The organism is Pseudonocardia sp. TMWB2A (assembly GCF_017312135.1).
The window spans coordinates 2,408,917-2,433,316 of sequence record NZ_QKQY01000001.1 but is presented as its reverse complement, the minus strand read 5'-3'; the positions used below and the strand labels follow the sequence as shown (position 1 = coordinate 2,433,316).

Annotated in this window: 23 protein-coding genes; 14 read left to right on the top strand and 9 right to left on the bottom strand. The window is 60.1% G+C overall.

Annotation, left to right across the window (positions count from 1 at the left end):
• Positions 1–55: 55 nt before the first annotated feature.
• Positions 56–703 (bottom strand): YqiJ family protein, encoded by a 648-nt coding sequence (locus DMP17_RS11290; RefSeq protein WP_337829179.1) that lies wholly within the window; start codon positions 701–703, stop codon positions 56–58.
• A gap of 269 nt (positions 704–972) precedes the next feature.
• On the opposite strand from DMP17_RS11290, the gene DMP17_RS11285 reads away from it, so the two are divergent.
• The 3 genes from DMP17_RS11285 (at position 973) to DMP17_RS11275 (ending at position 3,765) form a co-directional block, all read left to right on the top strand.
• Entirely contained in the window at positions 973–1,410 is a 438-nt protein-coding gene (locus DMP17_RS11285; protein ID WP_337829178.1) for a 23S rRNA (pseudouridine(1915)-N(3))-methyltransferase RlmH, read from the top strand.
• A 391-nt stretch (positions 1,411–1,801) separates the two neighbouring features.
• Entirely contained in the window at positions 1,802–2,869 is a 1,068-nt protein-coding gene (locus DMP17_RS11280; RefSeq protein WP_337829177.1) for a hypothetical protein, read from the top strand.
• 23 nt (positions 2,870–2,892) lie between these two features.
• Positions 2,893–3,765 carry a hypothetical protein gene (locus tag DMP17_RS11275; RefSeq protein WP_337829176.1) on the top strand — a complete coding sequence of 291 codons (873 nt, stop codon included), beginning with the start codon at positions 2,893–2,895 and terminating at the stop codon, positions 3,763–3,765.
• A 229-nt stretch (positions 3,766–3,994) separates the two neighbouring features.
• On the opposite strand, the gene DMP17_RS11270 is transcribed toward DMP17_RS11275, so the two are convergent.
• Together DMP17_RS11270 and DMP17_RS11265 are read right to left on the bottom strand one after the other, a co-directional pair.
• Complete coding sequence (locus DMP17_RS11270; protein WP_337829175.1) at positions 3,995–4,864, bottom strand: phasin family protein; 870 nt, start codon at positions 4,862–4,864, stop codon at positions 3,995–3,997.
• A gap of 209 nt (positions 4,865–5,073) precedes the next feature.
• The gene (locus DMP17_RS11265; protein ID WP_337829174.1) at positions 5,074–5,667 is read right to left on the bottom strand and encodes a DUF2585 family protein; all 594 of its coding nucleotides are present in this window, start codon (positions 5,665–5,667) and stop codon (positions 5,074–5,076) included.
• Between the two features lie 104 nt (positions 5,668–5,771).
• Here DMP17_RS11265 and gmk point away from each other — a divergent pair, with 104 nt between their 5' ends.
• Complete coding sequence (gene gmk, locus DMP17_RS11260) at positions 5,772–6,428, top strand: guanylate kinase (RefSeq protein WP_337829173.1); 657 nt, start codon at positions 5,772–5,774, stop codon at positions 6,426–6,428.
• Between the two features lie 50 nt (positions 6,429–6,478).
• Here the strand turns inward: gmk and DMP17_RS11255 are convergent, their stop codons facing one another.
• The 4 genes from DMP17_RS11255 to DMP17_RS11240 all read right to left on the bottom strand — a co-directional run bounded on the left by DMP17_RS11255 (position 6,479) and on the right by DMP17_RS11240 (position 10,195).
• The gene (locus DMP17_RS11255; protein ID WP_337829172.1) at positions 6,479–6,865 is read right to left on the bottom strand and encodes an acyl-CoA thioesterase; all 387 of its coding nucleotides are present in this window, start codon (positions 6,863–6,865) and stop codon (positions 6,479–6,481) included.
• Positions 6,866–6,918: 53 nt separating this feature from the next.
• Positions 6,919–7,704 carry an SDR family NAD(P)-dependent oxidoreductase gene (locus DMP17_RS11250; RefSeq protein WP_337829171.1) on the bottom strand — a complete coding sequence of 262 codons (786 nt, stop codon included), beginning with the start codon at positions 7,702–7,704 and terminating at the stop codon, positions 6,919–6,921.
• A gap of 162 nt (positions 7,705–7,866) precedes the next feature.
• Positions 7,867–9,039, bottom strand: coding sequence for an acetyl-CoA C-acetyltransferase (locus DMP17_RS11245; RefSeq protein ID WP_337829170.1), 1,173 nt, complete (start codon positions 9,037–9,039; stop codon positions 7,867–7,869).
• A gap of 1 nt (position 9,040) precedes the next feature.
• Entirely contained in the window at positions 9,041–10,195 is a 1,155-nt protein-coding gene (locus tag DMP17_RS11240) for an acyl-CoA dehydrogenase family protein (protein ID WP_337829169.1), read from the bottom strand.
• Between the two features lie 123 nt (positions 10,196–10,318).
• Between DMP17_RS11240 and DMP17_RS11235 the strand changes: the two genes are divergently transcribed.
• The 6 genes from DMP17_RS11235 (at position 10,319) to DMP17_RS11210 (ending at position 19,758) form a co-directional block, all read left to right on the top strand.
• Positions 10,319–11,254: an SMP-30/gluconolactonase/LRE family protein gene (locus tag DMP17_RS11235; RefSeq protein ID WP_337829168.1), complete on the top strand. Its 936-nt coding sequence runs from the start codon at positions 10,319–10,321 to the stop codon at positions 11,252–11,254.
• A gap of 325 nt (positions 11,255–11,579) precedes the next feature.
• A complete protein-coding gene (locus DMP17_RS11230) occupies positions 11,580–13,775 on the top strand; it encodes a M3 family metallopeptidase (protein WP_337829167.1) in 2,196 nt (731 codons plus the stop codon).
• A 298-nt stretch (positions 13,776–14,073) separates the two neighbouring features.
• Positions 14,074–17,367, top strand: a complete 3,294-nt coding sequence (locus DMP17_RS11225) for a DUF2339 domain-containing protein (protein WP_337829166.1) — start codon at positions 14,074–14,076, stop codon at positions 17,365–17,367.
• Positions 17,368–17,485: 118 nt separating this feature from the next.
• Positions 17,486–18,388, top strand: a complete 903-nt coding sequence (locus DMP17_RS11220) for an SPFH domain-containing protein (protein ID WP_337829165.1) — start codon at positions 17,486–17,488, stop codon at positions 18,386–18,388.
• A 17-nt stretch (positions 18,389–18,405) separates the two neighbouring features.
• Complete coding sequence (locus tag DMP17_RS11215) at positions 18,406–18,606, top strand: hypothetical protein (RefSeq protein WP_337829164.1); 201 nt, start codon at positions 18,406–18,408, stop codon at positions 18,604–18,606.
• A gap of 81 nt (positions 18,607–18,687) precedes the next feature.
• Positions 18,688–19,758 (top strand): alpha/beta hydrolase, encoded by a 1,071-nt coding sequence (locus tag DMP17_RS11210; RefSeq protein WP_337829163.1) that lies wholly within the window; start codon positions 18,688–18,690, stop codon positions 19,756–19,758.
• Between the two features lie 149 nt (positions 19,759–19,907).
• On the opposite strand, the gene DMP17_RS46380 is transcribed toward DMP17_RS11210, so the two are convergent.
• A complete protein-coding gene (locus DMP17_RS46380; protein WP_443217881.1) occupies positions 19,908–20,456 on the bottom strand; it encodes a cold-shock protein in 549 nt (182 codons plus the stop codon).
• Here DMP17_RS46380 and DMP17_RS11195 point away from each other — a divergent pair.
• From DMP17_RS11195 to DMP17_RS11180, 4 genes are all read left to right on the top strand, one after another.
• Complete coding sequence (locus DMP17_RS11195; protein ID WP_337829795.1) at positions 20,346–20,786, top strand: hypothetical protein; 441 nt, start codon at positions 20,346–20,348, stop codon at positions 20,784–20,786. The genes DMP17_RS46380 and DMP17_RS11195 overlap by 111 nt on opposite strands.
• Positions 20,787–21,104: 318 nt before the next feature.
• Positions 21,105–21,722 carry a ribonuclease D gene (locus tag DMP17_RS11190; protein WP_337829162.1) on the top strand — a complete coding sequence of 206 codons (618 nt, stop codon included), beginning with the start codon at positions 21,105–21,107 and terminating at the stop codon, positions 21,720–21,722.
• Positions 21,723–21,761: 39 nt separating this feature from the next.
• Positions 21,762–22,538 carry an LPS export ABC transporter periplasmic protein LptC gene (lptC, locus tag DMP17_RS11185; protein ID WP_337829161.1) on the top strand — a complete coding sequence of 259 codons (777 nt, stop codon included), beginning with the start codon at positions 21,762–21,764 and terminating at the stop codon, positions 22,536–22,538.
• Positions 22,539–22,560: 22 nt separating this feature from the next.
• Entirely contained in the window at positions 22,561–23,193 is a 633-nt protein-coding gene (locus DMP17_RS11180) for an LptA/OstA family protein (protein ID WP_337829160.1), read from the top strand.
• Between the two features lie 37 nt (positions 23,194–23,230).
• Here the strand turns inward: DMP17_RS11180 and queG are convergent, their stop codons facing one another.
• Positions 23,231–24,307, bottom strand: a complete 1,077-nt coding sequence (gene queG / locus DMP17_RS11175) for a tRNA epoxyqueuosine(34) reductase QueG (RefSeq protein ID WP_337829159.1) — start codon at positions 24,305–24,307, stop codon at positions 23,231–23,233.
• Positions 24,308–24,400: the final 93 nt, after the last annotated feature.

Sequence of the window (24,400 nt, the reverse complement as noted above, 5' to 3'; positions counted from 1 at the left end):
AGCATGGTTTGTGTTAATCGCGTCTGGTCAATGAATAGGGGTCGGGACGCGGCACTCAATCGAGCCGCAGCATCGGGTGGTCGCCATAGAGGATGGCGCGGAACGCATGGCCGTCGCGGCGCACGAGCATCACCATCGTTCCGGTTTCAAAACGGCCATTTTCATCGTCGGGTTCGACCATCACCTGATGCGGGTGGCCAAATATATCGCGGATTTCGGCGCGGGCGGGCGCACCGCGTGTCGCTGTACCGATGGTGATGCGCCCCGTGCGCCCGATCAGGCTGTCGATAGAAACCGCCGTGCTTTCATCATGCGGCAGGATGCGCGCGAGGGGCCGCGCCAACAGGCCGGTGAGCGGCAAGCCAATCACCCCTGCGCCGATGCCCGCCAATAGCGGGTCGAGCGGGGCACCCGTCAACGCTTGCGCGGTTTGCTGTCCGGCAAGGCCGGTGATCGCATAGACGCCCAGAAATAGGATGAGCCAGAGCAGGAAAGGCAGCCGCCCGATGCCGAACCAGCCGAGCAGTCCGTCAAGTCCTTGCACATCGCCATGCGTGTCCACGCCGCCGTCAAGGTCGGCATCGCCGAACAAATTGGCAATGCCGGTTAACTGAAAAATCCCGATAAATAGTAAAAGAAGGAGCGCGCCCGTAAAAGGCAGATTCTGTGATGCAAGAAATTGCGAATAAAATCCGTTCGCCATTGGTCCTCCTGTAGGACAATCCTATAAAAAGCGGTGATGAATAGCAATAAAAATCAACAGATTTGGTTGAATTTATGACATGTTCATAAAAGTGCCGGTTTTATACGGAATTTCCTTTTCGGCCCGACGGATTTATAATATAGATGGAGGCTTGAAGTCGTGGCGGCTATCCGTTGGAGTCTGCCGCTGGAGTCTTAAGCCGGAGCCTCAAGCTTCCCGCCAGCCCGCATCCTCTTCCGTCGCGCGCGCTTTCCTACTAACAGGCTGCCATGCACCTTCACATTATCGCGCGCGGGAAGATTGGCCGGTCTGCGGAAGCAGAGCTGGTGGACCGTTATTTGAAACGGGTAAGCTGGCCGACGAAAATTACCGAATTGCCCGAAAGCGGCGGCCCCAAGGGAAGCGGGAAATGGCCGGATGCGGCGGCGGGCAGTGTGACCGTGCTGCTCGATGAAAAGGGGCAGAATCTCACCAGCATGGAATTGGCGCAAAAGCTGGAACAATGGCGCGATTATGGCGCGCGCGAATGTCGATTTCTGATTGGCGGTGCGGACGGCTTTGACGACCGCCAGCGCGGCGAGGCCGATCTCCTCATCGCGTTCGGCAAGGCAACCTGGCCGCATCTGATGGCCCGCGCGATGCTCGCCGAACAATTATGGCGCGCGACCAGCATTATTGCAGGCCACCCCTATCACCGCGAAGGCTGAGAAGCGCAGTCGCTATCCTTTAAATTATAGCTTTCATTTAAATTATACGTGCATTGCTCCTCTTAGAAATAGGAGGAAATGATAGTTATTGTCCGGTCATCCGCGCCCTCTCTTTTCTTTTGCGCTCCGTCCTCTGCGCTGTTATTAATCCATGTTAGTAAAGGCAGGGGGCCAATAGGGGGCATCTGCTGGCACATCAGGTCCATATCCTCCCGCATGTCGCGGCGGGAGGCGGCTATATTGCCATGACCCACGCATAAGACGCCCACGCATTAGATGGGCGGGCGGATGGCAGGCACAAAAGCCAAGGATAATGGTCCGAAAATAGATGTGGACGCCCCTCTCCTGCCACGCTGACGGATGCGTTGGCTTTTGGAGGAGGAGCTTGGGGATGACTATCAATCGCGCGGCATCGGCCGCATCGTTACTGGTCTTGGCATTGGCCTTGACCGCCTGTGGCAAACAGAGCGCGGACGGCGCGGGTGCGGGGAAAGCCGCTGCGGCGGATACGGCTAGCGGTGCTACCGCTGCCCCCGACAAGGCCGCCGAAACATTGCCCGCCCCCGCACTTGCCGCGTGGGAAAGCTATTCCAAGACATTATGCAAAGATATGGGCGAAAAATTCGCCGCTGTGCATTTTTACCCGCTAGCCAGCGCCCCCGCGACGGGCGAGGGCAGCGACGCGCAGGGCGGCTATCTCCAGGGCGATTTCAACAGCGACGGCACACCCGATTTTGCGGTGACCAGCGACAATAATGGCTGCGTCAACACCAGCGGCGGAACCCCTTATGGCAATGCCGGACCGCCGGTGGATTTCATCATCTCGGACGCAAAGGGCTATAAGGTCGTCGAAGGCTTTATGGCCTATCTTGCCGCCGGAAATCTGGGCAAGCATGGCGGGCGCGATGCCGTCATCACCGATGGCGCGTTCAACGGCACCTGCGGGCCGGTCACCAAAATCGTCTGGGGCTGGACCGGCAGCAAGATGGACGTGCTGGAACGGCGCAATGACAAGGGCGCCAAGGTCGATCAGGAAGGCTGTCCGGTCGGCCAAGCCGCCAAAGCCAGCGGCAATTTCCCCCCGGTCAAGCAAGGCGTTTATGTCGTTGACGGCACAAGCTGCCAGCAAGCGGCCGCGCAAAGCACACCGGGCAAGGATGGCTGGCCCGCCGATGCTTTCGCTTATTTTGACGACAAGATGTGGGGCTTTGTGTTCGAAGACGGGATGCCGTGGGGCAACCGCGATTATAAGGGTTTCGAACCGGCTGGCCCCAACCGCTACAAGATCAAGCTCCACACTTTCGGCAATGGCGATGGCCCCGGTTTTCCGGACAGTGCGACCATTAATGTCGCATCGCCGACGCGGTTCAGCGAAACCTATAATGGCCAGACCACCACCTATAATCATTGCCCCGACGCGAGCCTGCCCGCTTGGCTGCGCAACCATTTTAAGGCGTGATAGCTATGCGTTATATATCTGCATTGAGCGTTGTGTTGCTGGTGAATAGTCCGGCAACCGCGCAAACCGCTCAACCTTCCGCTGCCCAACCGACCGCCGCGCAAGCGGCTGCGGCCAAGCCTGCACAGCCCGGCAAGCCCGCCCTCCACATATTGGGCGTGCCCCTTGGCGGCACGGTTGCCGACATTGAACGGATGAGCCGCGCGCAAGGGTTTCAAGGCTATTCGCGCGAAAATTATTGCGACAGCGGCCGTCTGTGCCGTTACCGCGTGAGTATTGAAAATATCCCCGGCACCGATTTCATCTTCACCATGTGGGGACAGAAAAAGACCGCGGATCACAGCCTTGCGATCAGCTTTGCCTTCACCGCGCCGCCTAACGCGCATCGCATCTGGTCGGCAGGAACGGACCAAAGGTTCGGCGATGAACGCAATCCCGGCGCTTCGGCCCCGATGTGGGCGGATGTGCAAGCCGAACTCAACCAGCGTTTCGGCAAAGCCTCTTATGTGCGTCCGCTCAATGGCGGCACACAGGCGCTGCATATGCGCTGGGTGTGGGATACGAACGGACGTCTGCTTAACTGGACCAAGCCGATGTTCAATAATTGCGGCCCCGCCATCGCGCGCGCATCGGTCGAGCCGGGCATCGGGGTGCTGGCCAATTCCAACGTCGCACCGCTCCAGCCGCAAGCCTTTTTATGGGCGCGCCAAGGCGGCTGCGCCCGCGCGGCAGAGGTCGAAATGTACCAGACGCGCGGCGTGGTCTATTATCTCAAAGTCCGCGTGATGGACTTCCAGATGGGCCATGATTCGCAATATTACACAACGCGGATGCTCAACGAACATCGCGCCAAAGACAACCGCGCCCGCACGGTTAATAATAAACCGAATTTCTAAAAAAGCAGGAAGCAGAAAGCAGGGGGGGCAGGGCGCATCTCCGGCTTTGCTTGCACCAACAAAAAACCGCCCGCCCCTTGCCGGAACGAGCGGTATTTTTGAGCGAAGGGTCTTTCCCCGCCGATGAGGAGAGGAGAGTGGGGGGAAAGCCGCCTTCGCTCGTCGGGCGGCTCCGCGCGGCCGGAAATGTTACCTGAAACATTCCGGCGCGCAGGAGCGCCTTATGGGCTTATGCAGCCGATTTGAACTTCGACACAGCCACCGCAACGCGGTTCGAAATCGGCTGGAACATGTCGTTCGCAAGCTTCAGAACGGCTTCGCTGTTCTTCGAGGTTTGCTTGACGGCAGCGTCGAACGCGTTGCGCGACAATTCACCCTGAAGCTGGAAGAATTCGGTCGGGGTCTTGACGGCCGCAACCTTCTTCAGCGCAGCGGTGCTGTCTTCAAAGCTCTGCTTGGCGAATTCAACATAATCGCGGGTCAGGTCCTGGCTGCCCTTGAGGCCGATCTTGCCGGCTTCAACAACAGCTTCAACATTGCCCTTGGTGAATTCCACAGCGTCCTTGGCCAGTTCCTGACCCTTTTCAGCCGCAGCCTTCGCCTTGCTGTTATAGTCGCCGAAAAATTCTTCAGCCTTGGCCTGAGCTTCTTCAGCGAAATTCTTAACGGTGTTAGCCATTTTCTTAATTCCTTCTTGGTTGGCTGCGGGCTTAGCCGACGCAACCTTGGTGGTTTTGATGGTCTTGGCAGCGGCGGCCTTGGGAGCCGACTTGCGCGCTGCCGTTTTGATCGTCTTTGCCTTGGGAGCTGCGGCTTTTTTTACAGCCGTCTTTTTGGGCGCGCTTGCCTTGGGCGCTGCCGGAGCAGCCGCCTTGGCAACAGCCGGTTTGGCCGGAGCACTTTTGGGCGCAACCGGTGCAGCAGCAGCCGGAACCGCCTTGGGCGCTTCGGTCTTGGCCGTAGCGGGGGCCGTTACAGTCTTATCGGCTGCAACGCTGGTGCCGCTCACCGGAGCCGCAGGGGTGCCGGTGGTCGAACTGGCCGCAGCATAGGCTGCTTCCGCCGACTTCGCGCTTTTATCTTCAAATTTGGTCGCCATGATGACGCTCCTTCATTCTCATGCTGCACTGCACAATATAGGAAGTGGTTGTCGATTTCAACTATTTTTTGTGCAGTGCAACATAAGTGTCATGGTGGAGGGTGGCTGGCGCTCATACAGGGCGGCGAACAGGCCCTCCCCCGGCCCCTCCCGCAAGCGGGAGGGGAGAATATGTAAATGCGGGAATCCGCAGCAACGCCGCGCACAATCTATTGGAACGGCGCGCCGCCCTGCCAGTTGCGGATGGACTCATTGGGGGCCAGCAGCATCCACACATTGAGCGTGAGATTGTCGCGGATAGTGGCTAATGTCATCGCCTCGAACGCCAAGGCGAGCGCGACCACCCACCATGTTTTGACCTTATCCCATGCGGCAAACAGGAAACCGGCCATCATCCAGATAATGTCGAACAGGCTGTTGAGGAGCGAATCGCCCGAATAGCCATAAGAAATGGTCGCCTCGCGATAACGGTCGATGATGACAGGCGAATTTTCGAGTATCTCCCATCCGCCCTCGACCAGCACGGCGAGCAGCAAGCGCAGCCCCAAAGGCCGGTTGCGCAATAACAGCCAGCCGACTCCATAGAAGATAAAGCCGTGGATGATGTGACTGAACGTATACCAGTCCGCGATATGCTGGCTGTTTTCCGCCGACTGGACGATGCCGTGCCATAATTTGACCGTGCCGCAGGTGCAGATGACGGGGCGGCCCATCGCCAGCATGACCGCGATAAAGGCGAGCAAGGCGACGCCGACCGCTATCCACCATCTGCGTCCGATCTGCGAGAATATCTTGTTCGTCACCCGTCACCCTCTTGACCCGGACCGCCTGATGGAACAGGAGCGGCCATGCGCGATACTTATCCGACCTCTAAAGAGATTAGCTCCTTGCACAAGGGGCAGAACCGATGAGCGTCCCGTCGGAAGCCGGTGGGAGCCTTGCGCGGCGCGGCGTCTTGTTCGTCCTGTCCTCGCCGTCGGGCGCCGGAAAATCGACGATTGCGCGCAAGCTCATGGAAAATGACGACCAGCTTTCCATGTCGGTGTCCGCCACCACCCGCCCGCCGCGTCCGGGCGAAGTCGATGGCGAACATTATCATTTTGTCGATGTGCCGACCTTCAAGGATATGGTCGGCGACGGCGAATTCCTTGAATGGGCGCATGTGTTCGGCCACCGTTACGGCACCCCGCGCGCGCCGGTCGAAGCGAGCCTTGAGGCCGGATGCGACGTCTTGTTCGACATTGATTGGCAGGGCGCACAGCAGCTTTATCAGGAAGCGGGCAATGATGTGGTGCGCGTGTTCGTGCTGCCGCCCTCGATGATCGAGCTGGAGCGCCGCTTGCGCGCGCGCAACACCGACAGCGCCGAAGTCATCGACGCGCGCATGGAACGCGCCGCGTCCGAAATCGGCCACTGGGACGGCTATGATTATGTGCTGGTCAATGATGATGTGGAGCGTTGCTATGAGCAGGTCCACACCATCTTGCGCGCCGAGCGCCTGCGCCGCAGCCGCCAGACCGGGCTTATCGGTTTTGTCCGGCGGATGGTGCGGAAAGGCGAATAACCGCCTTTCCCGCATCCTTTCATTCCAGCCTTTATACCGGCCTTAGCGCGTCAGTCTTTCAACCGCACTTTTTCAAGCAAGGCGACAAATTCGGGGCGTAATGCTCGCGCGCCTTGCGTGTCGGTATAGACCAGGGTGCAATCACAGGTCGCGACACAAATATCATTCTGGAAGGCCGCCGAAGCAATCTCCCAGGATGCGGTGCCGATGCGCTTGATCCCGTTGGCAATGTGCAACAGGCCGGGGAAATGCGCTTCGGCAATATAGTTGATCGCAAGGCTTGCGATCAACAAACGATCCCCCGGCGCGCGCGGGAGGCCCGCCGTGCCGTTGAGATGGTTGAACTTGATGCGACCGGCCTCGAAAATCCCCGCCATTGCCACATTGTTGATATGGCCCAGCGGGTCGAGATCCTGAAAGCGCGGCTCGACCGTCACGGTTACGGGATAGCTATCCGCCAACAGGCGGCGTCCATCGGGTCTGCCCATGTTTAGCGCGGTGGCATACGGAGCGCGCCGTCAAGACGCACATCTTCGCCGTTGAAATAATCATTTTCGATCATCGCAAGCGCAAGCTGGGCATATTCGCCGGGGTCGCCCAATCGTTTGGGATAGGGGACGCTTGCCGACAAGGCTTCCTGCGCCTTTTCAGGCAGGCCCGCGAGCAAGGGCGTTTTGAACAGGCCCGGCAGGATGGTGTTGACGCGCACGCCTTCATTCATAAGGTCGCGCGCAATCGGGAGGGTCATGCCGACCACACCGCCCTTGGACGCCGAATAAGCTGCTTGGCCGATCTGGCCGTCTTCTGCCGCAACGCTGGCGGTATTGACGATCGCACCGCGCAAGCCAAGCTCGTCCATAGGGTCGAGCGTCAACATCCCTGCCGCCGATTTGGCGATGCAGCGGAATGTGCCGACAAGGTTGACCTGAATGATGAAGTTGAACGCTTCCAGCGGGAAATGCTTGATCGAGCCGTCCTCCTTGGAGCGGCTTGCGGTCTTCATCGCATTGCCCATGCCAGCGCAATTCACAAGGATGCGCTCTTGGCCATGCGCGGCGCGTGCCTTGGCAAAACCGGCATCGACGCTTTCGTCGCTGGTGACATTGACTTCGCAGAAAATGCCGCCGAGTTCCGCAGCCATTGCTTCGCCTTTTTCGGCCTGAAGGTCGAAGATGGCCACTTTGACGCCCTTGGCCGCGAGCGCCCGCGCGGTCGCTGCCCCAAGGCCGGATGCGCCGCCAGTGACGACCGCTGATACGGATGAATCAAGTTTCATTTTTTGTCTCCCTAAAAAGCCCCTCCCCTTTAGGGGAGGGGTTGGGGTGGGGCCTGTCCAAATAGCGCAATGTGCGCTGCAAGACCCCACCCCGCTCGCCTAAATTCGCTCACGCTCATTAAGGCTCCGTTGCCCCTCCCGCAGGCGGGAGGGGATGAAATGTTAGAGCCTTTCCACAATCGTCACATTGGCAAGGCCACCGCCTTCGCACATGGTTTGCAAACCATATTTGCCGCCATTGGCTTTGAGGACGTTGAGCAAGGTTGCCATGAGCTTGGTGCCGGACGCGCCGAGCGGGTGGCCAAGCGCAATCGCGCCGCCGTGCATATTCATGCGCGCAGGGTCGGCGCCGACATGTTTCGCCCAAGCGAGCGGCACGGGGGCGAAGGCTTCATTGACTTCATAAGCGTCAATATCGCCGATTTTGAGGCCCGCCCGTTGCAACGCGCGGTCGGTCGCGAACAGGGGTTCTTCGAGCATGATGACGGGGTCGCCGCCGGTCACGGTCACATTATGGATGCGCGCCACCGGCGTCAGGCCATAGTCTTTAAGCGCCGCTTCCGACACAATCAGCGCGGCCGACGCGCCATCGCAAATCTGGCTGGAATTGGCCGCGGTAATCACGCCGCCTTCCTGCAAAAGCTTGACGCCCGCAATGCCTTCCAAGGTTGCGTCAGCCCGGATGCCTTCATCGGCAAGATGCAATTCGGTGCCATTTTCGCCTTCGATTTCGAGCGGGACAATTTCATGGTCGAACTTACCCGCATCGCGCGCCGCCGCCGCACGGCGATGGCTTTCGAGCGAGAAGGCGTCGAGATCTTCCTTGGAAAAGCCGTGCTTTTTCGCGACCATCTCCGCGCCCATAAATTGCGAGAACATGAGGCCGGGATATTTTTCTTCGAGGCGCGGCGATTTATAGGTGCCGAGGCCCTCCTTCATATGGAACATACCGGTCGAACCCATCGGCACGCGCGTCATCGATTCGACGCCCGCCGCAATCACCACATCCTGCGTTCCGGACAAGACGGCCTGCGCGGCAAATTGCATCGCCTGTTGCGACGAGCCGCACTGGCGGTCGATGGTGACAGCCGGCACGCTGTCGGGCAGCGCCTTGGACGCCAGCACCGCGTTGCGGCCAACCTGGAAGCTTTGCTGTCCGCCCTGCATCACACAGCCCATAATCACATCGTCGACGCGCGCCGGGTCCATGCCGGTTTTGGCCATCAGATGGTCGAGCGTGACCGCTGCCATATCCACCGGATGCCAGCCCGCAAGCTTGCCGCCGCGTTTGCCGCCAGCGGTCCGGAATGCGTCTACTATATATGCCGTTGCCATGTCACAGGGTCCTTCCGATCAATTCTTTCATGATTTCATTGGTGCCGCCAAAGATGCGGGTGACACGCGCGGCGCGCCAGGCACGGGCAATCGGATATTCATTCATATAGCCCGCGCCGCCATGGAGTTGGAGGCATTTGTCCATGACTTCCCATTGGAGGTCGGTGTGCCACAGCTTTGCGGCCGCGCCTTCTTCTGCCGTCAATTCCTTCTTGGCATGGCGGTTGAGCGCCCAGTCAAGATGCGCCCAGCCGACCTGCAATTTGCTCTTGATGTCGGCCAGCACGAAACGGGTATTCTGGAAGTCCAGAATGGGCTTGCCGAACGCTTTGCGGTCGCGGGTAAATTCGACCGTATCGTCAAAGGCGCGCTGGGCCGACGCTTGCGCGGAGACAGCAATCGACAGGCGTTCCTGCGGCAATTCGCTCATCAGATAGATGAAGCCCTTGCCCTCTTCGCCAAGGCAGTTGGTCATGGGGACGCGCACATCGTTGAAGAAAAGTTCCGATGTATCGGCTTCATCCATGCCGATCTTGTCGAGGTTGCGTCCGCGTTCAAATCCTTCACGGTTCGCTTCGACAAGGACGATGGATACGCCCTTCCATGCGGGCTGCACTTCGGTGTCGGTCTTGACGCACACCAGCACCAGATCGGCATTCTGCCCGTTGGTGATATAGGTTTTGCTGCCGTTGATGACATAATGGTTGCCATCTTTTTTGGCGGTGGTCTTAAGGCCTTGAAGGTCCGATCCGGTGCCGGGTTCGGTCATCGCAATGGCGGTTACAACCTCGCCCGAAATCATCTTGGGCAGCCATTCGCGCTTTTGTTCTTCCGACCCGTAAGAGACGATATAATTGACCACAATATCGCTGTGGAGCGAAAAGCCCGTGGTCACGCGGCCATTATAGGATGATTCTTCGGCGACAATCGCATTATAGCGGAAATCAAGCCCAAGGCCGCCATATTCTTCGGGAACGGTGGGGCAAAGAAGGCCCAATTCTCCGGCTTTCAGCCAGATGTCTTTATCGACAATGCCCGCTTCGGCCCAGGCGGCCTGATTCGGGGCAATTTCCTTTTCCATGAACTGGCGGACGGTTTGACGAAAGGCTTCATGATCATCATCATAAGCAGTGCGGGACAGGCTATCGAGCGACATGGGCGAATACTCTCCTCGGTTGTTTTCGGCTATGTGTCCCGTCAAAAGGCCCTGTTTTGACGTTTACGTCAAGTTGCTTTTTGAAACTCTTTTTTCAATCCGGCGGCGAGGCGGTAAACAGATATGGCGCGTGACGTTACGACAGCCTTGAAAATTCCGGCGATGCTGGGCGAAGGCCCGCGATGGCATATTTCGCACCGCTGTTTATACTGGGTCGATATTGCCCGCAACGAACTGCATCGCTTTGATCCTGCCAGCGGCGAGGACAGGGTCCGGCGGTTCGACCAGCCGGTCGGTTGCTTTGCTTTTTGCGCCCATAATGGTGGCGGCAATGATGGCGACAATGGCGATGGCGGCTTTCTCCTTGCGATGAAAAATGGCTGTGCATGGCTTGCCGATATGGACGCGGACCCGGTGCCGTTCGGGCCGCAAATCCTTGAAGATAAGCCGCACCACCGCTTCAATGACGGACGCACCGATGCGCGCGGGCGCTTCTGGATCGGTACGATGAACGAGGCCAAGGACGCCGCCGATGCCGCGCTCTACCGGCTCGACGGCGATGGCACGCTTACAAAAATCGAAGGCGGGATGCTGACCTGTAATGCCGCCGCGTTTAGCGCCGATGGCCGCTTGTTCACCCATGCCGATACGCCCAGCCACGCGCTGCGCCTTTATGATGTGACGGCGCAAGGCGACCTTGCCAACCGCCGCATCCTCCACCAATTCCCCCACGGCCAAGGCCGCCCCGATGGCGGGTCGTTCGACGCCGAAGGCTGTTATTGGAGCGCCCTGTTCGATGGCGGTCGCGTGGTGCGGATCAATCAGCACGGCGCGATTGTCGAAACCGTGCCGCTCCCCGTCACCCGCCCGACGATGATTTGCTTTGGCGGGCCGGACCTTAAAACCGCTTATGTGACCAGCGCGCGCATCGGACTGGGCGATGACGCGCTCGCCGCCCAGCCCGATGCCGGGTCAATTTTCAGCTTCCGCGTCGATGTGCCGGGCCTGCCCGAACATCCGTTTCACGCAGAACATCCGTTCCACGTGGAACAGGGCTGAACAGGAAAGCTTCGATAATCCGTGCTTTTTGACCATCCGGCATTTTACAAATTCACATAGTTCACACCCGAACGCTTATTGCGATACCCGCGCCGCACACCGCATCCAGCCTCCTTTGCTGTCCTTTCCTATCCGCAAAATATTGCACCGGCTTATCGTCAGTGTGCCCGCGCCTGATCCTGTAGGACACAGGTTTTTCACGAAATAAAGTTGCGCAACCGCCGGACGCGGCTTAGGCTCGGTCCATCGTCCACACGTCCGGCCCGCTGCCGGACCCGCCTCTGGCGCCGCCGGACAATATGACCCGATTGAGGAGAGTTATTCCATGCGTTTGCTGATACCCTTGCTTGCATCGACAGCCCTGCTGTCCGCATGTGCTACGACAGGACAGGATATGACCGCATCTTCGACCCCCGCTAGCCCCGAAGCTACCAGCCCCGAAGCCACCACTCCGGCAGCCAATGCCGACACTAATCCGCTGACCCAAAAATGGACCGGCCCTTATGAAGGCGTGCCGCCGTGGGATAAGCTGGACCCCGAACAATTTCCCGATGCTTTCACCAAAGCGATGGCCGAATATACCGCCGAAGTCCATGCGGTGCGCGACAATCCGGAACCCGCGACCTTTGAAAATGTCCATGTCCCGATGATGCTCGCTGGCGACAAGCTGGACCGCGTTTATGCGCTATGGGGCGTGCAGACCTCCAACCTGTCGAACCCGCGCGTGCAGGCGATTGACGCTGAATGGAGCCCCAAGCTTTCGAAACAGTCGAACGAGCTGAGCCTCGATCCCAAATTGTTCCAGCGCTACAAGCAAGTCTATGACAAGCGCCAGTCGCTCGGCCTCAACGCCCAGCAAATGCGGATTGTCGAGCGCAGCTATGACGCCAAAGTGCGGCAGGGCGCGGCACTCGATGATGCGCAGCGCGCGCAGCTTATCGATTATAGCGCCAAGCTTGCGGGGCTGTTCAACGATTTTTCGTCGAAGCTTTTGAAGGACGAGCAAACCTATGTCGTCGTTGATAGCGAAGCCGATCTCGCCGGCCTTCCGCCCGCTTTCATCGCCTCGTTGAAAGCGGCAGGCACCGCCGCTGGCCAGCCCGGCAAGTTTGCGATTAAAAATACCCGATCGGCCGCGCAGCCGGTGCTGCAATATGCAAGCAACCGCGCGCTTCGCGAAAAAGTGTGGCGCGCCTTTGTCAATCGCGGCGACAATGCCAACGCCAATGACACCAATGCGACCATCGCGGAAATATTGAAGCTGCGCCAGCAACGCGCGACCCTGTTGGGCTTCAAGACCCACGCCCATTACCGCATGGCCGACACGATGGCGAAAACGCCCGAAGCGGCGATGGACCTGATGATGAAAGTGTGGCCGGGTGCGGTTGCGCGCGTCAAGGAAGAGGTCGCCGATATGCAGAAAATCGCCGACGCGGAAGCTAAGGCGAACAAGACCGCGCGCATCACCATCGAGCCGTGGGACTATCGCTATTATGCGGAGAAGGTCCGCAAGGCGAAATATGACCTCGATGAAAGCGAGGTGAAACCGTATCTCGAACTCGGCAATATGATGAACGGCATGTTCTGGGCTGCCGGTCAGCTTTATGATCTGGGCTTCAAGGAAAATACCGGCACCATTCCCGTGTTCGAACCCAATGTCCGCACGTTCGAAGTGTCGAACCTCAAGACCGGCAAGCATGTCGGCGTCCTTTATATCGACAATTATGCGCGCGACGGGAAACGATCGGGCGCGTGGATGACCACCTATCGCAGCCAGCAGAAACTGGGCGGCGAAAGGAATGTCCTTGCGGCGAACAATAATAATTTCACCCAAGGCGCGAATGGCGAGCCGACGCTCATCAGCCTTGATGACGCATCGACCCTGTTCCACGAATTCGGGCATGGCATCCATTATCTGTTGCAGGATATCAACTATCCCGCGCTTGGCGGCGTGCCGCGTGACTTTGTGGAATATCCGAGCCAGGTGAATGAAAACTGGCTGCTGACCCGCGAAGTGCTCGATAAATTCGCCAAACATTATAAAACCGGCGAGCCGATGCCGCAGGCTTTGGTGCAGAAAATCCTCAACAGCGAAAAATTCAATCAGGGCTTTGAAACGACCGAATATCTGTCGTCCGCGATTGTCGATATGAAGCTCCACAACCGCACCACGCCAGTCGCCGATGTCGATGCGTTTGAAAAGGCAACGCTTGCCGAAATCGGGATGCCCAAGGAAATTGTGATGCGGCACCGCTTGCCGCAATTCAGCCATCTCTTCTCCTCGGACAGCTATTCGGCGGGCTATTATAGCTATCTCTGGTCGGAAACGATGGATGCCGACACATGGGCGGCCTTCACCGAAGCGGGCGGCCCGTGGGACCGCACGGTCGCGGACAAGTTCCGCACCATCCTCCTCATGACCGGCAACGAAACAGACCGCGCCGAAGCCTATCGCGCCTTCCGCGGCCGCGACCCGGACGTCAATGCGCTCTTGAGGAAGCGCGGCTTTCCGGTGAAATAGAGCGACCTCTATAAGCCCCTCCTCCTTTAGGGGAGGGGCAACGGAGACTTAGGAATTTTACGCGCAAGCGAAAATTCTTAGTCGTAGTGGGGTGGGGTCTCGCGGTTTACGCTGCGCTAGGCGGACAGACCCCACCCCAATCCAGTGCGCTTGAAACTGCCCCCGGCAGTTTCAGATTGTGCCGGGGGCACAATCTCGCGCACTCCTGAAGGGGAGGGGCTTTTCTTTTCCGGCGCCGCCCTGCATTGCCTCGCCCCCTTCCCCATGCTAGCCCTTTGATAGTCCATAAGGAGCAAGCTTGGTTTTTCTGCTGACCCTCGCCATCGCTGTGTTGTTCGTTCTACTGTTCGACCAGAAATATAAGCTGCGCCGGTTGGACCAGCAGGTCCATGATCTCGCGGCCCGGCTTATGGATCAGCAGATCGGCAGAGACATGGCCGAACCGGATAGCCCCGACACGCAAGTAGAGCCAGCGGCGGCACGGGCGGCGGCGGTTACCCCGGATGCCAAACCTGAAGCTGCGCCCCGGACGGCCCCGCCGCCCCAAATATCTCCGTCACCCAAGCCTGCGCAAACCCAGCTTGCTGCGTTGCGTAGCGCCTATGGCAAGTTGCTGCGGTCCGACAAGGAAGCGGCAGAGGCCACGCGCGCGCCGGAAACAGCGGCCCCGATGGTACCTCCTGCCCCCGCAACGCCCGCCAAGCGCGTCACCGCCGCGCCGCAAGCCGGTGCTGCCGGAACCGATGCTGGCACAGGCGTAGATACAGCCACTGGCACAGAAACACCCGGCATCCGCGCGCCGGAACCCGCATCCGCACCGGCCCCCGCATCCACAAGCGCATCCACGCGCACCCCCGCCCCCGCCGCTGCCCCCGTCCCCACCCCCGCCAAAGGCTTCTCCTTCAGCTTTGAAGAATTATTCGGACGGCAACTGCCGATCTGGGCGGGCGGGATTACATTGGCGGTGGCGGGCGTCCTTATTGTCAAATATGCGATTGATGCCGGATTGCTGACGCCTTGGGCGCGCATCATCGGCGGGCTGCTATTCGGCGCGATCCTCATTGCGGGCGCGGAGCTGGTCTATCGCAAGGAGGCACTGGTCGATGATCCGCGTGTGCGCCAAGCCCTCGCCGGAGCAGGGATTGCGACGCTCTATGCAAGCATTTTGATGGCGCATAACGGGTTCGGCCTGATCGGCCCCTTTGCAGCCTTCGTGCTGATGGCGCTAGTGACCGCGGCCGCGCTCGGCCTGTCGCTGCGCTTTGGCGCGCCCAGTGCGATGCTGGGGCTGGCAGGCGGTCTTGCGACCCCCGCGCTGGTCGGCGCGATGCAGCCCAATGTGCCGCTTCTGTCCGCCTATCTCGCGCTCACCATCGGCGCGCTCACCGCCGTGTCGCGCCATCAACGCTGGATGTGGCTGGGCATCGCCGCGCTGGTCGGCGGGGGCGTGTGGAGCCTTATCCTTATCGCCACGATGCAGCTTTCGACGGTCAACGGATTGTCGTTGGGCGCGCTCGTGCTGGGGCTTGCGATTGCGATACCGGCGCTCGGTTTTACCGATGCCCGCCATGCGCTGTTCCGCGCCGCCGTCGCCGCCATCGGCGCGGTGCAAATCGCCCTCCTCGTCGCGCGTGGCGGTTTCTCCTTGCTCCATTGGTCGCTTTTCCTGCTTATCGCCTGCGCGTGCCAATGGCTGATGTGGCGCGAGCGGCGCGCACCAGCGCCCAACCGGAGCGCGCTGGCCTTGTTGCAACTGGCGAGCCTCATCCTGTCGATCCTGTTGCTGTTAATGTGGTGGCCGTTCGCGCCGGGGATGCAATTGCTGGGCATTGGCGGCGCGTTGCTCGCCATCCATGCCGTGCCGCTGTTCCCGCGCCTGTGGGACAGGCATAGCGACCAGCCGGTTGCGCAATGGGCGGTGATGGGGCTTGCGATATTGTGGGTCGGCTTGCGCCATACTTTCCCCGATTTCCCGCGCCCGACCTTGGCGCTGGTGAGCCTTGGCGCGGCGCTGTTCACCGCGTTGCCGCTCGTCACCGGATGGAACAAGCTCCGCGCCCGCGCCGGACAGCCCAAGGATTTTAGCTGTGCGCTGCTGGCCGGGGCAACCGCGCTGTTGCTGGGGGCTGCGCTCTACTTCGCCTTGCCCTTATGGAGCCTTGCCATCGGTGCGGCGCTGGTTGTTGCCGCGATGCTGGAACTGGCGCGCGCGGCGGGAGACCGCAAGACCGCCACACTCGCCTTCCTCTTTGCAGGCGGCGTGATGTTTCTGCTCTTTTCGACCCCGATAGAACAGGCGATTACCGAATGGATCCGCCTGTTGAGCGAAGAAGAGACGGTCGGCACATCGGTGCTGCGCTGGGCGGCAGTCACGGCGATGGCATTGCTGTTCGTGCTACGCGCGCCCGCGCCCTGGCAGCGCAAAACCGCGTCGGCCGCTACCGCTTTCCTTGGCTATGGCACGGCGGCGCAGTTCGTGCCGACCAGCTTCCTGCCCTTTGTCGCGCCGCTCATGATGCTCGGCCTCGCCGCCTTTGCGAGCCGCTGCGCGCAGGGCCATGCGTCCGCGCCTTCGGCTCCTGCTTTGGTCGCGCCCGCTTTAGGAATGGGCGCGCTGATCGCTTTCTTGTGGGCAGCGGGACCGCTCACGGATTGGTTGAATGGCGTGATGGACGCAGTAGCGGGCAATCCGTTGCTGGCCGACCATCTGCCGTCCGCCGCCCTCACCGTGCGCCAACTTGCCGCGCCCGCTGCATTGATAGCGGCGGCTGTGTGGCTGATGCGCGCGCATATGGCGCGGCTTGCCGGACGGATAGGCGGGGCGATGATGGTCGCGATCCTCGTGATTGCGGTCCATATCCTTTACCGCCACGGCTTTGCAGGCGTTGCGGGCGGGGATTTTGTCGCGACCGGCATGATGCAGCGCGCGGTGTGGGCGGCATTGTTACTCGGCGTCGGTTTTGCAGGCTTTAAGGCAAGCGCGCGCTACCAGCCCTTTGGCCGGATGCTCGCGCTCGGCCTTGCGGTCGCCGCGACCCTCTATCTCGGATTCTTTTCGCTATTCCTGCACAATCCGCTGTGGAACGGGCAGGCGGTCGGCGCCTTGCCGCTCCTCAACGCGCTGCTCCCCACTTATGGCTTGCTGTTTGCCGCCTTGTGGCTGATCGAGCGTAGCGCCGCGACCTTGCTGCCGACGACCCTCAACGCCCCCTTGCCGCGTATCCTTGATGTGGGGCGGATGGGCGCGATCATCCTGTTTGCCTATGCAACGCTCGCCCAAGCCTTTCATGGCAGCCGCTTCGATGTCGCGGCCTTGGGCGAGGGCGAAAATATCCTGCGCTCGATTCTTGCGATTGCGCTCGCCATCGGTTTCCTCCTGTGGGGCATCAGGCGGCACCGGCGCGACTGGCGCATTGCCTCGCTGGTGCTGATGCTAGGCGCGGTCGGCAAAGTGTTTATCTTTGACGCATCGGGGCTGACCGGATTGACCCGCATCGCCTCGTTCGTGGCGCTCGGTTTCAGCCTGATCGGCATTGGCTGGCTGTATAGCAGACAGCTCCGCTCGACCCCGCAAGAGGCGCAGAAAGACTGAGTTTTTTCGCCTGTCCACCGCATCTTAGACAGGGTGACTGACGGGGTGATTGACAGGGTGATTGACAGCACATCCGAATCATATAAATATGATATCATAATTATATGGAGGATTCGCTGTGACCCAATCCATTTCCCACGGTCTTAACGCCAGCCGCGAGCGGCCCGCGACGACCTTTAACGGCTATCTGATTTTCATCCTGTCGATCATCGTCTTTCTGTGCGGGATCGGCCTTATCATCGCGCTGGCCAATGATGTGATCGGCCTTATCGGTGTGCCGTTCGCGGTGCTGTTGATGGCCGGAGCCGCGTTCGGCTTTGGCGGCTTCTATATGATCCAGCCCAACCAGGCCGCCGCAATCATGCTGTTCGGCAGTTATCGCGGCACCGACCGCAAAGAAGGCCTGCGCTGGATCTGGCCGTGGATGAGCCGCTCCAAAATTTCGGTGCGTTCGAACAATATCATTTCGGAAAAATTGAAGGTCAACGACCTGCGCGGCAACCCTATCGAAATCGCCGCGCAAGTCGTGTGGCGCGTGGTCGATACCGCGCAGGCGCTGTTCGACGTGGACGATTATAAAGCCTTCGTCCTTGCGCAAATCGAAGCCGCCGTGCGCGCCATCGGCTCGCGCTATCCTTATGACGATATCGAACATCAGGAAGTGACGCTGCGCGGCAATCATGACCAGATTGGCGAAGAATTGCGCATCGAACTCATCGAACGGTTGAAGGTTGCAGGCATTACCGTCGACGAATGCGGCCTCACCCATTTGGCCTATGCGCCCGAAATCGCGCAGGCGATGCTGCGCCGCCAACAGGCCGATGCGGTCATCTCCGCCCGCGCGCGCATCGTTGCTGGCGCGGTCGGCATGGTCGAAATGGCATTGGGCGAATTGTCGGAAAAAGGCGTGGTTGAACTCGACGATGAACGCCGCGCGGCGATGGTGTCGAACCTCATGGTCGTCCTTTGTTCGGAACGCGACACCCAGCCGGTTGTCAATGCAGGCTCGCTCTATCAATAAACGATAGTGGTCACGCCATGACGTCCCCGCCCAAAAAAGCCTATCCGCTCCGCCTCGACCCCGCGCTCCACGCGGCCATCGAGCGGGCGGCGGCGAGCGATTTGCGTAGCTTCAACGCCGAGGTCGAATGTCTGCTACGCGAGGCGCTGGCCAAACGCGGCGTGAAGGTCAAACATAGCGACCGCCCGAAACGGGGCCGCCCTGCAAAGGAGGGGTGAGCGGGACGGGGGAGGAGGACAGCGATTAAGCGCGCCCAAAATCCTCCCCTCAAAAGGGGAGGATTATCAAGGAGTAGTCTCATGAGCATAGTCCCGAAGAAGCAGCATCTCCTGCAAGCCTGTTTGGCCATTACAATCATCGCCACGCCCGCGGCATCAACCAGCCCGCCAACCCCTCAACCTCAACCTCTGCCTCCGCCCATTGGCGAGCCGGTCACGATCCCCGGTCCCGAAGGTCCGCTTGCGGGGAGCTATGTCGATGCGGGAAAGGGCGCGCCGGTTGCGATCATCATTCCCGGCTCCGGCCCGACCGACCGTAACGGCAATAGTCCGATGGGCGTCAAGGCGAACAGCTATGCGCTGCTGGCACAGGCGCTTCAATCCAACGGCGTTTCGACGCTGCGCATCGACAAGCGCGGGATGTTCGGCAGTAAAGCGGCCCTTTCCAACGCCAATGCGGTGACTATGAGCGATTATAGCCATGATGTGCGCGGCTGGATGAAATGGGCCCAGCAAAAGACCGGTGCCTCCTGTACATGGCTGATCGGCCATTCCGAAGGCGGGCTGGTGGCGCTTTGGTCCTCAGGCGGGAATATGGGCAGACCGCGCAGTGGTTGCGGGCTTGTGTTACTCGCGACACCGGGGCGGCCGCTGGGCATAATATTGCGCGAACAGCTTGCGGCGAACCCTGCCAATGCCCCGTTGCTGGGGGCAGCCAATGGCGCAATCAGCGCGCTAGAAGCCGGTGAAACGGTGGATATAGCCACGCTCCCGCCCGCGCTAGCGTCCTTGTTCAACCCTGAGGTTCAGCCCTTTTTGCGCGATCTGATGCGCTTCGACCCGGCAGAGCCGCTGCGTTATCGCCGCGACCCCGTCATGGTGGTGAGCGGCGGGCGCGACCTTCAGGTCACGGCCAAGGACCGCGATGCCTTCGCCGCCAATCGGTCCGTTCTGGCAGGAATGCCGCAGCGCTGCATCGTCACATTCGAAGCGATGAACCATATATTGAAAGATGTGCCTGCCGACGACCGCGCCGCCAATTTGGCAAGCTATGCCAATCCTGCCCTGCCCCTCACGCCCGACCTTGCGCCCACCGTCGCACAATTCATCAAAACAAATGGCAGCAGGATGGGCGATGAATGCCAGCGGTAAGGCCGCCCGACAAACAGGAAAATTTTACCTATCCGGTCTCTTTCTTGCGTCGGCCGACAAAAAAGCACCGCAACCTCGGCTGAGGTGCGGTGCTTTTTTATTCCGGCGGACGCTTTTTGTTAAAGCGCCCGTCTTTTATCCGGTCGCAATCAATCCTGAACGGGTTCCAGATTGACCGCAGCATGTTTGCCGCGTCCGTCGACTTCGATGTCGAACTTCAAACGGTCGCCTTCGTTCAAATTGACCATGCCGGCGCGTTCGACCGCGCTGATATGGACAAAGGCGTCGGGCTGGCCGTCATCGCGCTGGATGAAGCCGAAGCCTTTCATCGCGTTGAAGAATTTGACCGTGCCGGTTGCCGATTCGCCGGTCAGTTGGCGCTGCGGACGCCCGCCGCCACCAAAACCGCCACCGCTGCGTTCACGCGGCTCGCGCGGTTCGCGCGGTGCCGATTCGGGAACCGGAAGCGGTTCGCCGTCGATTTTAAGGTCGGTCGCCGACACTTTGCCGCCGCGATCTACCAGCGTGAATGCAAGCTGTTGCCCTTCGGCAAGGCCGGTGAGGCCCGCTTGTTCGACCGCGCTGATGTGGACAAACACATCTTCGCCGCCTTCATCGCGCTGGATGAAGCCAAAGCCTTTCTGGCCGTTGAAAAATTTGACGACGCCATTGCCTTCGCCGACGACCTGTGCGGGCATATTGCCACGCGCACCGCCGCCACCGCCGCCTCCGAAGCCGCCGCGACCACCGCCGCCACCGCCACCGAAGCCGCCGCGATCACCGCCACCGCCGCCGCCAAAGCCGCCACGGTCGCCGCCACCGAATCCGCCACGGCCACCGCCGCCGCCTCCGAAGCCGCCGCGATCACCGCCGCCGTAACTGCGTTCCTGGTAGAATGGGTCGAAACTATCTTCGCCGAAACCATCGCGCTTGTCGCGCCCACGCCCACCGCGCCCACGACCGCCGCGGTTATCTCTGTCGAAACTCATGCCTTAAACGTCACCTTCGCTTCGTCCTTAAAACTATAATCTGGCCAAAGCCCCAGGACGAACGGGACGCACAACCACCGTCAGGGGGATCCAAAAAACCCATGTCGGCGAGTCGTCATAACCGAAAATGTAACGAAGGCGAACAAAAATTGTGCGTTACACGATGGATCGAAAACTATTTATTGCCGTTTCTATTGGCTTCTTCTTTACCGACACAAATGTAAAGAGCGGTCTAAAGCGGTATCTAGTTACCGTAGAGGCCGCGCGATAAGCCGTGCTTGCCCTTGCGTTTGACGTCATTCCACGGCAAAGCGGCGCCCTTGTTTTTTCTTTGATATCCGGGATTGCAGCATAGTTATGGCCATTTATTTCCACGAAGAGGATCTTCCCCAAGGCGTGCTTGCCGACGGACCGGTGGCCGTTGATACCGAAACTATGGGGCTGAATTCGCACCGTGACCGTTTGTGTCTGCTCCAGATTTCGGACGGGCAGGGCGATGAGCATCTGGTGCGTTTCGGCCCGGACAGTCAATATGATGCGCCCAATCTGAAAGCGATTCTCGCGGATCCGGCGCGACTCAAACTTTATCATTTCGCCCGATTCGATCTTGCGGCGATCGAGCAATATCTGGGCGTTACCGCCGCGCCTGTCTATTGCACCAAAATCGCCTCGCGACTGGTGCGGACCTATACCGACCGGCACGGGCTTAAAGAATTGGTGCGCGAGCTTTTGGGTCAGGAAATTTCCAAACAGCAGCAATCGAGCGATTGGGGCGGTCCCGAATTGTCCGACGCGCAAAAAGATTATGCCGCATCCGATGTGCGCTACCTCCACCGTATGAAGGAAGAGCTGGACCGCCGCCTGGTGCGCGAAGGGCGGATGGAGATGGCCGAAGCCTGTTTCGCTTTTCTGCCGATGCGCGCCAAGCTTGATCTGGCGGGCTGGCCCGAAACCGATATTTTTGCGCACGCCTGATACAGACGCGATACAGATAAGCTGTTATAGAAGCGCGCTATGTCCCCAACACCCCCGCCTTCCATATCTTCGGCTTCAACCGCTCCGGTTTCGACTTTAGCCGAGCAGGAGCGCAGCAAGCGTCAGGAGCGCGCGTCGAGCGGTGGCCGTTATGATGCGATGCTGCGTCTCTTCAAATTCGGCCTGCCGATTGCGGTCGGTGCGCTGGTCGCGGTGCTGGTGCTGGCCCCCTTGTTCAATAATGACGAGGTCAGTTTTGTGCTGGCCAAGGACAAGGTCGAGGTCGCCAAGGAACGGATGCGCGCCACCGACGCCATGTATCGCGGCGAGGATAATAAGGGGCAGCCCTTCACGCTTCAGGCCGGATCGGCGGTGCAGCAAACATCGGCCAATCCGGTGGTCGATATGCAGCAACTGGCCGCAAAAATCTGGCTGACCGATGGCGCGGCGTCGCTGACAGCGGCGCAAGGCCTTTATGATATGAAGGCCGAAACCGTCGATATTCCGGGGCAAATCCTGTTCACATCGGATAAGGGCTATTCGCTCACCCTTGCCAATGCGCTCGTCGATCTCAACAACCAGACGCTGCAAGGGCGCGGCACGGTGTCCGGTACCATGCCGATGGGGACATTTTCGGGGAGCGGCCTCAGCGCCGATCTCGACAAACAGACGGTGCAACTGGCCGATGGCGTGCAAGGCACTTTGAATATTGGCAGCTATAGCGCAAACCGTTTATATGCCGACAATAAGAGCCGGACCGTGGTGCTGGAAGGCAACGCAAAGCTCCAGATCAAACAGGGCGCGCTCAAGCGCTGAACGAATAAGAATTGAGTGACGCATGAAGCACAAGCGCCCGGCCCTATTCAATACTCTGTCACGGACAGGATTGGCCTTTTCCCGAATGGGGTTAGCGGGCCGTCTGGCCTTAGGGCTGGGGTTAGGCTTCGCGGCGGTGCTGGCGGGCCAGCCGTCCGAACCGGCAGCAGCGCAAGCGCTCGGCAATCATGACGTCAACGCGCCGGTCAATTTTTCCGCCGACCGTATCGAGGTGCAGGACCGCGCCGACCGCGTGATCATCGCGGGCAATGTGATTGTCGTGCAAGCGGGGATGCAGCTTAACGCCGACCGGATGACGATTGCCTATACCCAGGCGGGCGGCACGCAGGTCAACCGCATCGACGCGACCGGCGGCGTGACGGTCAAGCGCGACGACCAGACCGCGCGCGGCGATGTCGCGGTCTATGACCTTAATCGCAAGCTGGTGACGATGCTCGGCAATGTGAAGCTCACCCAAGGCAGCAATGTGCTGAACGGCGGGCGCTTGATGATTGACCTTACCACCGGCCGCGCCACGGTCGATGGCGAAGGCGGCACCTCCGCCCCGCAACGCGGCCCCACCGGCACGGTCATCCCGGGCAGCGGCCATGGCCGCGTATCGGGCAGCTTCACCGTTCCCCAAAAGGGGAAATAAGGCCGCGCAAAAATGGCACGTCAGGACATACGGCGGGTTATTCGCCGCTATGCCCCAATATTGCTATCGCCCATGATGCAGCCTCGGCGACGACTTCGGATGGGTCGGCGCAGAGTGTCTCCAGCACCGGCACTAGCGCCGCATCGCCGCTATTGCCTGCCGCAATCGCTGCATTGCGCACCATGCGGTCGCGGCCGATGCGCTTGATGGGCGAGCCTGCAAAGACCTGACGGAATGTGGCATCGTCAAGCGCGAGCAGGTCGCCAAGCGATGGCGCGACCAGTTCGGCGCGGGGCAGGAACGCGCGGTTGGCGGCGGCGCTTTGCGCGAATTTATTCCACGGGCATACCGCCAGACAATCATCGCAACCATAGATGCGGTTGCCGATGGCTTTGCGATATTCGAGAGGGATCGGCCCTTTATTTTCGATCGTGAGATAGGAAATACAGCGCCGCGCATCGACGCGATAGGGCGCGGGGAACGCATCGGTCGGACAAGCCTGTTGGCAGGCGGTGCAGCGCCCGCACCGGTCCTTGCCCGCCTTGGACGAGGGCAAAGCGAGCGTCGTATAGATAGCACCGAGAAACAGCCAACCGCCATGATCGCGGCTGACCAGATTGCTATGCTTGCCCTGCCAGCCAAGCCCGGCGGCTTCGGCGAGCGGCTTTTCCATGACGGGGGCGGTATCGACAAAGACTTTAACATCGGCGTCCGCGCTATGATGGACGAGCCAGGTGGCCACCCGTTTGAGCGCGCGTTTGACGACGTCATGATAGTCCGCGCCTTGTGCATAGACAGAAATCCGGCCCCGGTCCGGATGCGCGGCCAAGGCGAGCGGGTCTATTGCGGGCGCATAGCTCATGCCGAGCGCGATCACCGAGCGCACCTGTGGCCACAAGCCTTTGGGGCTGCCGCGCTGGCTGGCGCGCTCTTCCATCCATAACATATCGCCATGCCGCCCTTCATCGAGCCATTGTTTGAGCCGCGCAGCGCTTTGCGGGGCGGCATCGGCATCGGCTATCCCGAACGCGACAAAGCCCGCATCGCGCGCTTCATCCTGAAGCGTGGCAACAAGGGGCGCACCGGAATAAATGGTGGGGGGCTTACGGCTCATCGCGCCTCTCTTGCCAGATGATGCGCATAAGCTAAACCGTTCTTAAACAATCGCGCGTTAAGGCGGGCTTTCGGCCTGCTGCGCGGAACGGGA

What these genes read in the sequence shown, in the direction of transcription:
- DMP17_RS11270 (WP_337829175.1), bottom strand. Translation starts at nt 4,864, where the DNA reads ATGGCGACCAAATTTGAAGATAAAAGCGCGAAGTCGGCGGAAGCAGCC.
- DMP17_RS11290 (WP_337829179.1), bottom strand. Translation starts at nt 703, where the DNA reads ATGGCGAACGGATTTTATTCGCAATTTCTTGCATCACAGAATCTGCCT.
- DMP17_RS11245 (WP_337829170.1), bottom strand. Translation starts at nt 9,039, where the DNA reads ATGGCAACGGCATATATAGTAGACGCATTCCGGACCGCTGGCGGCAAA.
- queG (WP_337829159.1), bottom strand. Translation starts at nt 24,307, where the DNA reads ATGAGCCGTAAGCCCCCCACCATTTATTCCGGTGCGCCCCTTGTTGCC.
- DMP17_RS11285 (WP_337829178.1), top strand. Translation starts at nt 973, where the DNA reads ATGCACCTTCACATTATCGCGCGCGGGAAGATTGGCCGGTCTGCGGAA.
- DMP17_RS11280 (WP_337829177.1), top strand. Translation starts at nt 1,802, where the DNA reads ATGACTATCAATCGCGCGGCATCGGCCGCATCGTTACTGGTCTTGGCA.
- DMP17_RS11250 (WP_337829171.1), bottom strand. Translation starts at nt 7,704, where the DNA reads ATGAAACTTGATTCATCCGTATCAGCGGTCGTCACTGGCGGCGCATCC.
- DMP17_RS11230 (WP_337829167.1), top strand. Translation starts at nt 11,580, where the DNA reads ATGCGTTTGCTGATACCCTTGCTTGCATCGACAGCCCTGCTGTCCGCA.
- DMP17_RS11215 (WP_337829164.1), top strand. Translation starts at nt 18,406, where the DNA reads ATGACGTCCCCGCCCAAAAAAGCCTATCCGCTCCGCCTCGACCCCGCG.
- gmk (WP_337829173.1), top strand. Translation starts at nt 5,772, where the DNA reads ATGAGCGTCCCGTCGGAAGCCGGTGGGAGCCTTGCGCGGCGCGGCGTC.
- DMP17_RS11190 (WP_337829162.1), top strand. Translation starts at nt 21,105, where the DNA reads ATGGCCATTTATTTCCACGAAGAGGATCTTCCCCAAGGCGTGCTTGCC.
- DMP17_RS11235 (WP_337829168.1), top strand. Translation starts at nt 10,319, where the DNA reads ATGGCGCGTGACGTTACGACAGCCTTGAAAATTCCGGCGATGCTGGGC.
- lptC (WP_337829161.1), top strand. Translation starts at nt 21,762, where the DNA reads ATGTCCCCAACACCCCCGCCTTCCATATCTTCGGCTTCAACCGCTCCG.
- DMP17_RS46380 (WP_443217881.1), bottom strand. Translation starts at nt 20,456, where the DNA reads ATGCCCGCACAGGTCGTCGGCGAAGGCAATGGCGTCGTCAAATTTTTC.
- DMP17_RS11240 (WP_337829169.1), bottom strand. Translation starts at nt 10,195, where the DNA reads ATGTCGCTCGATAGCCTGTCCCGCACTGCTTATGATGATGATCATGAA.
- DMP17_RS11210 (WP_337829163.1), top strand. Translation starts at nt 18,688, where the DNA reads ATGAGCATAGTCCCGAAGAAGCAGCATCTCCTGCAAGCCTGTTTGGCC.
- DMP17_RS11180 (WP_337829160.1), top strand. Translation starts at nt 22,561, where the DNA reads ATGAAGCACAAGCGCCCGGCCCTATTCAATACTCTGTCACGGACAGGA.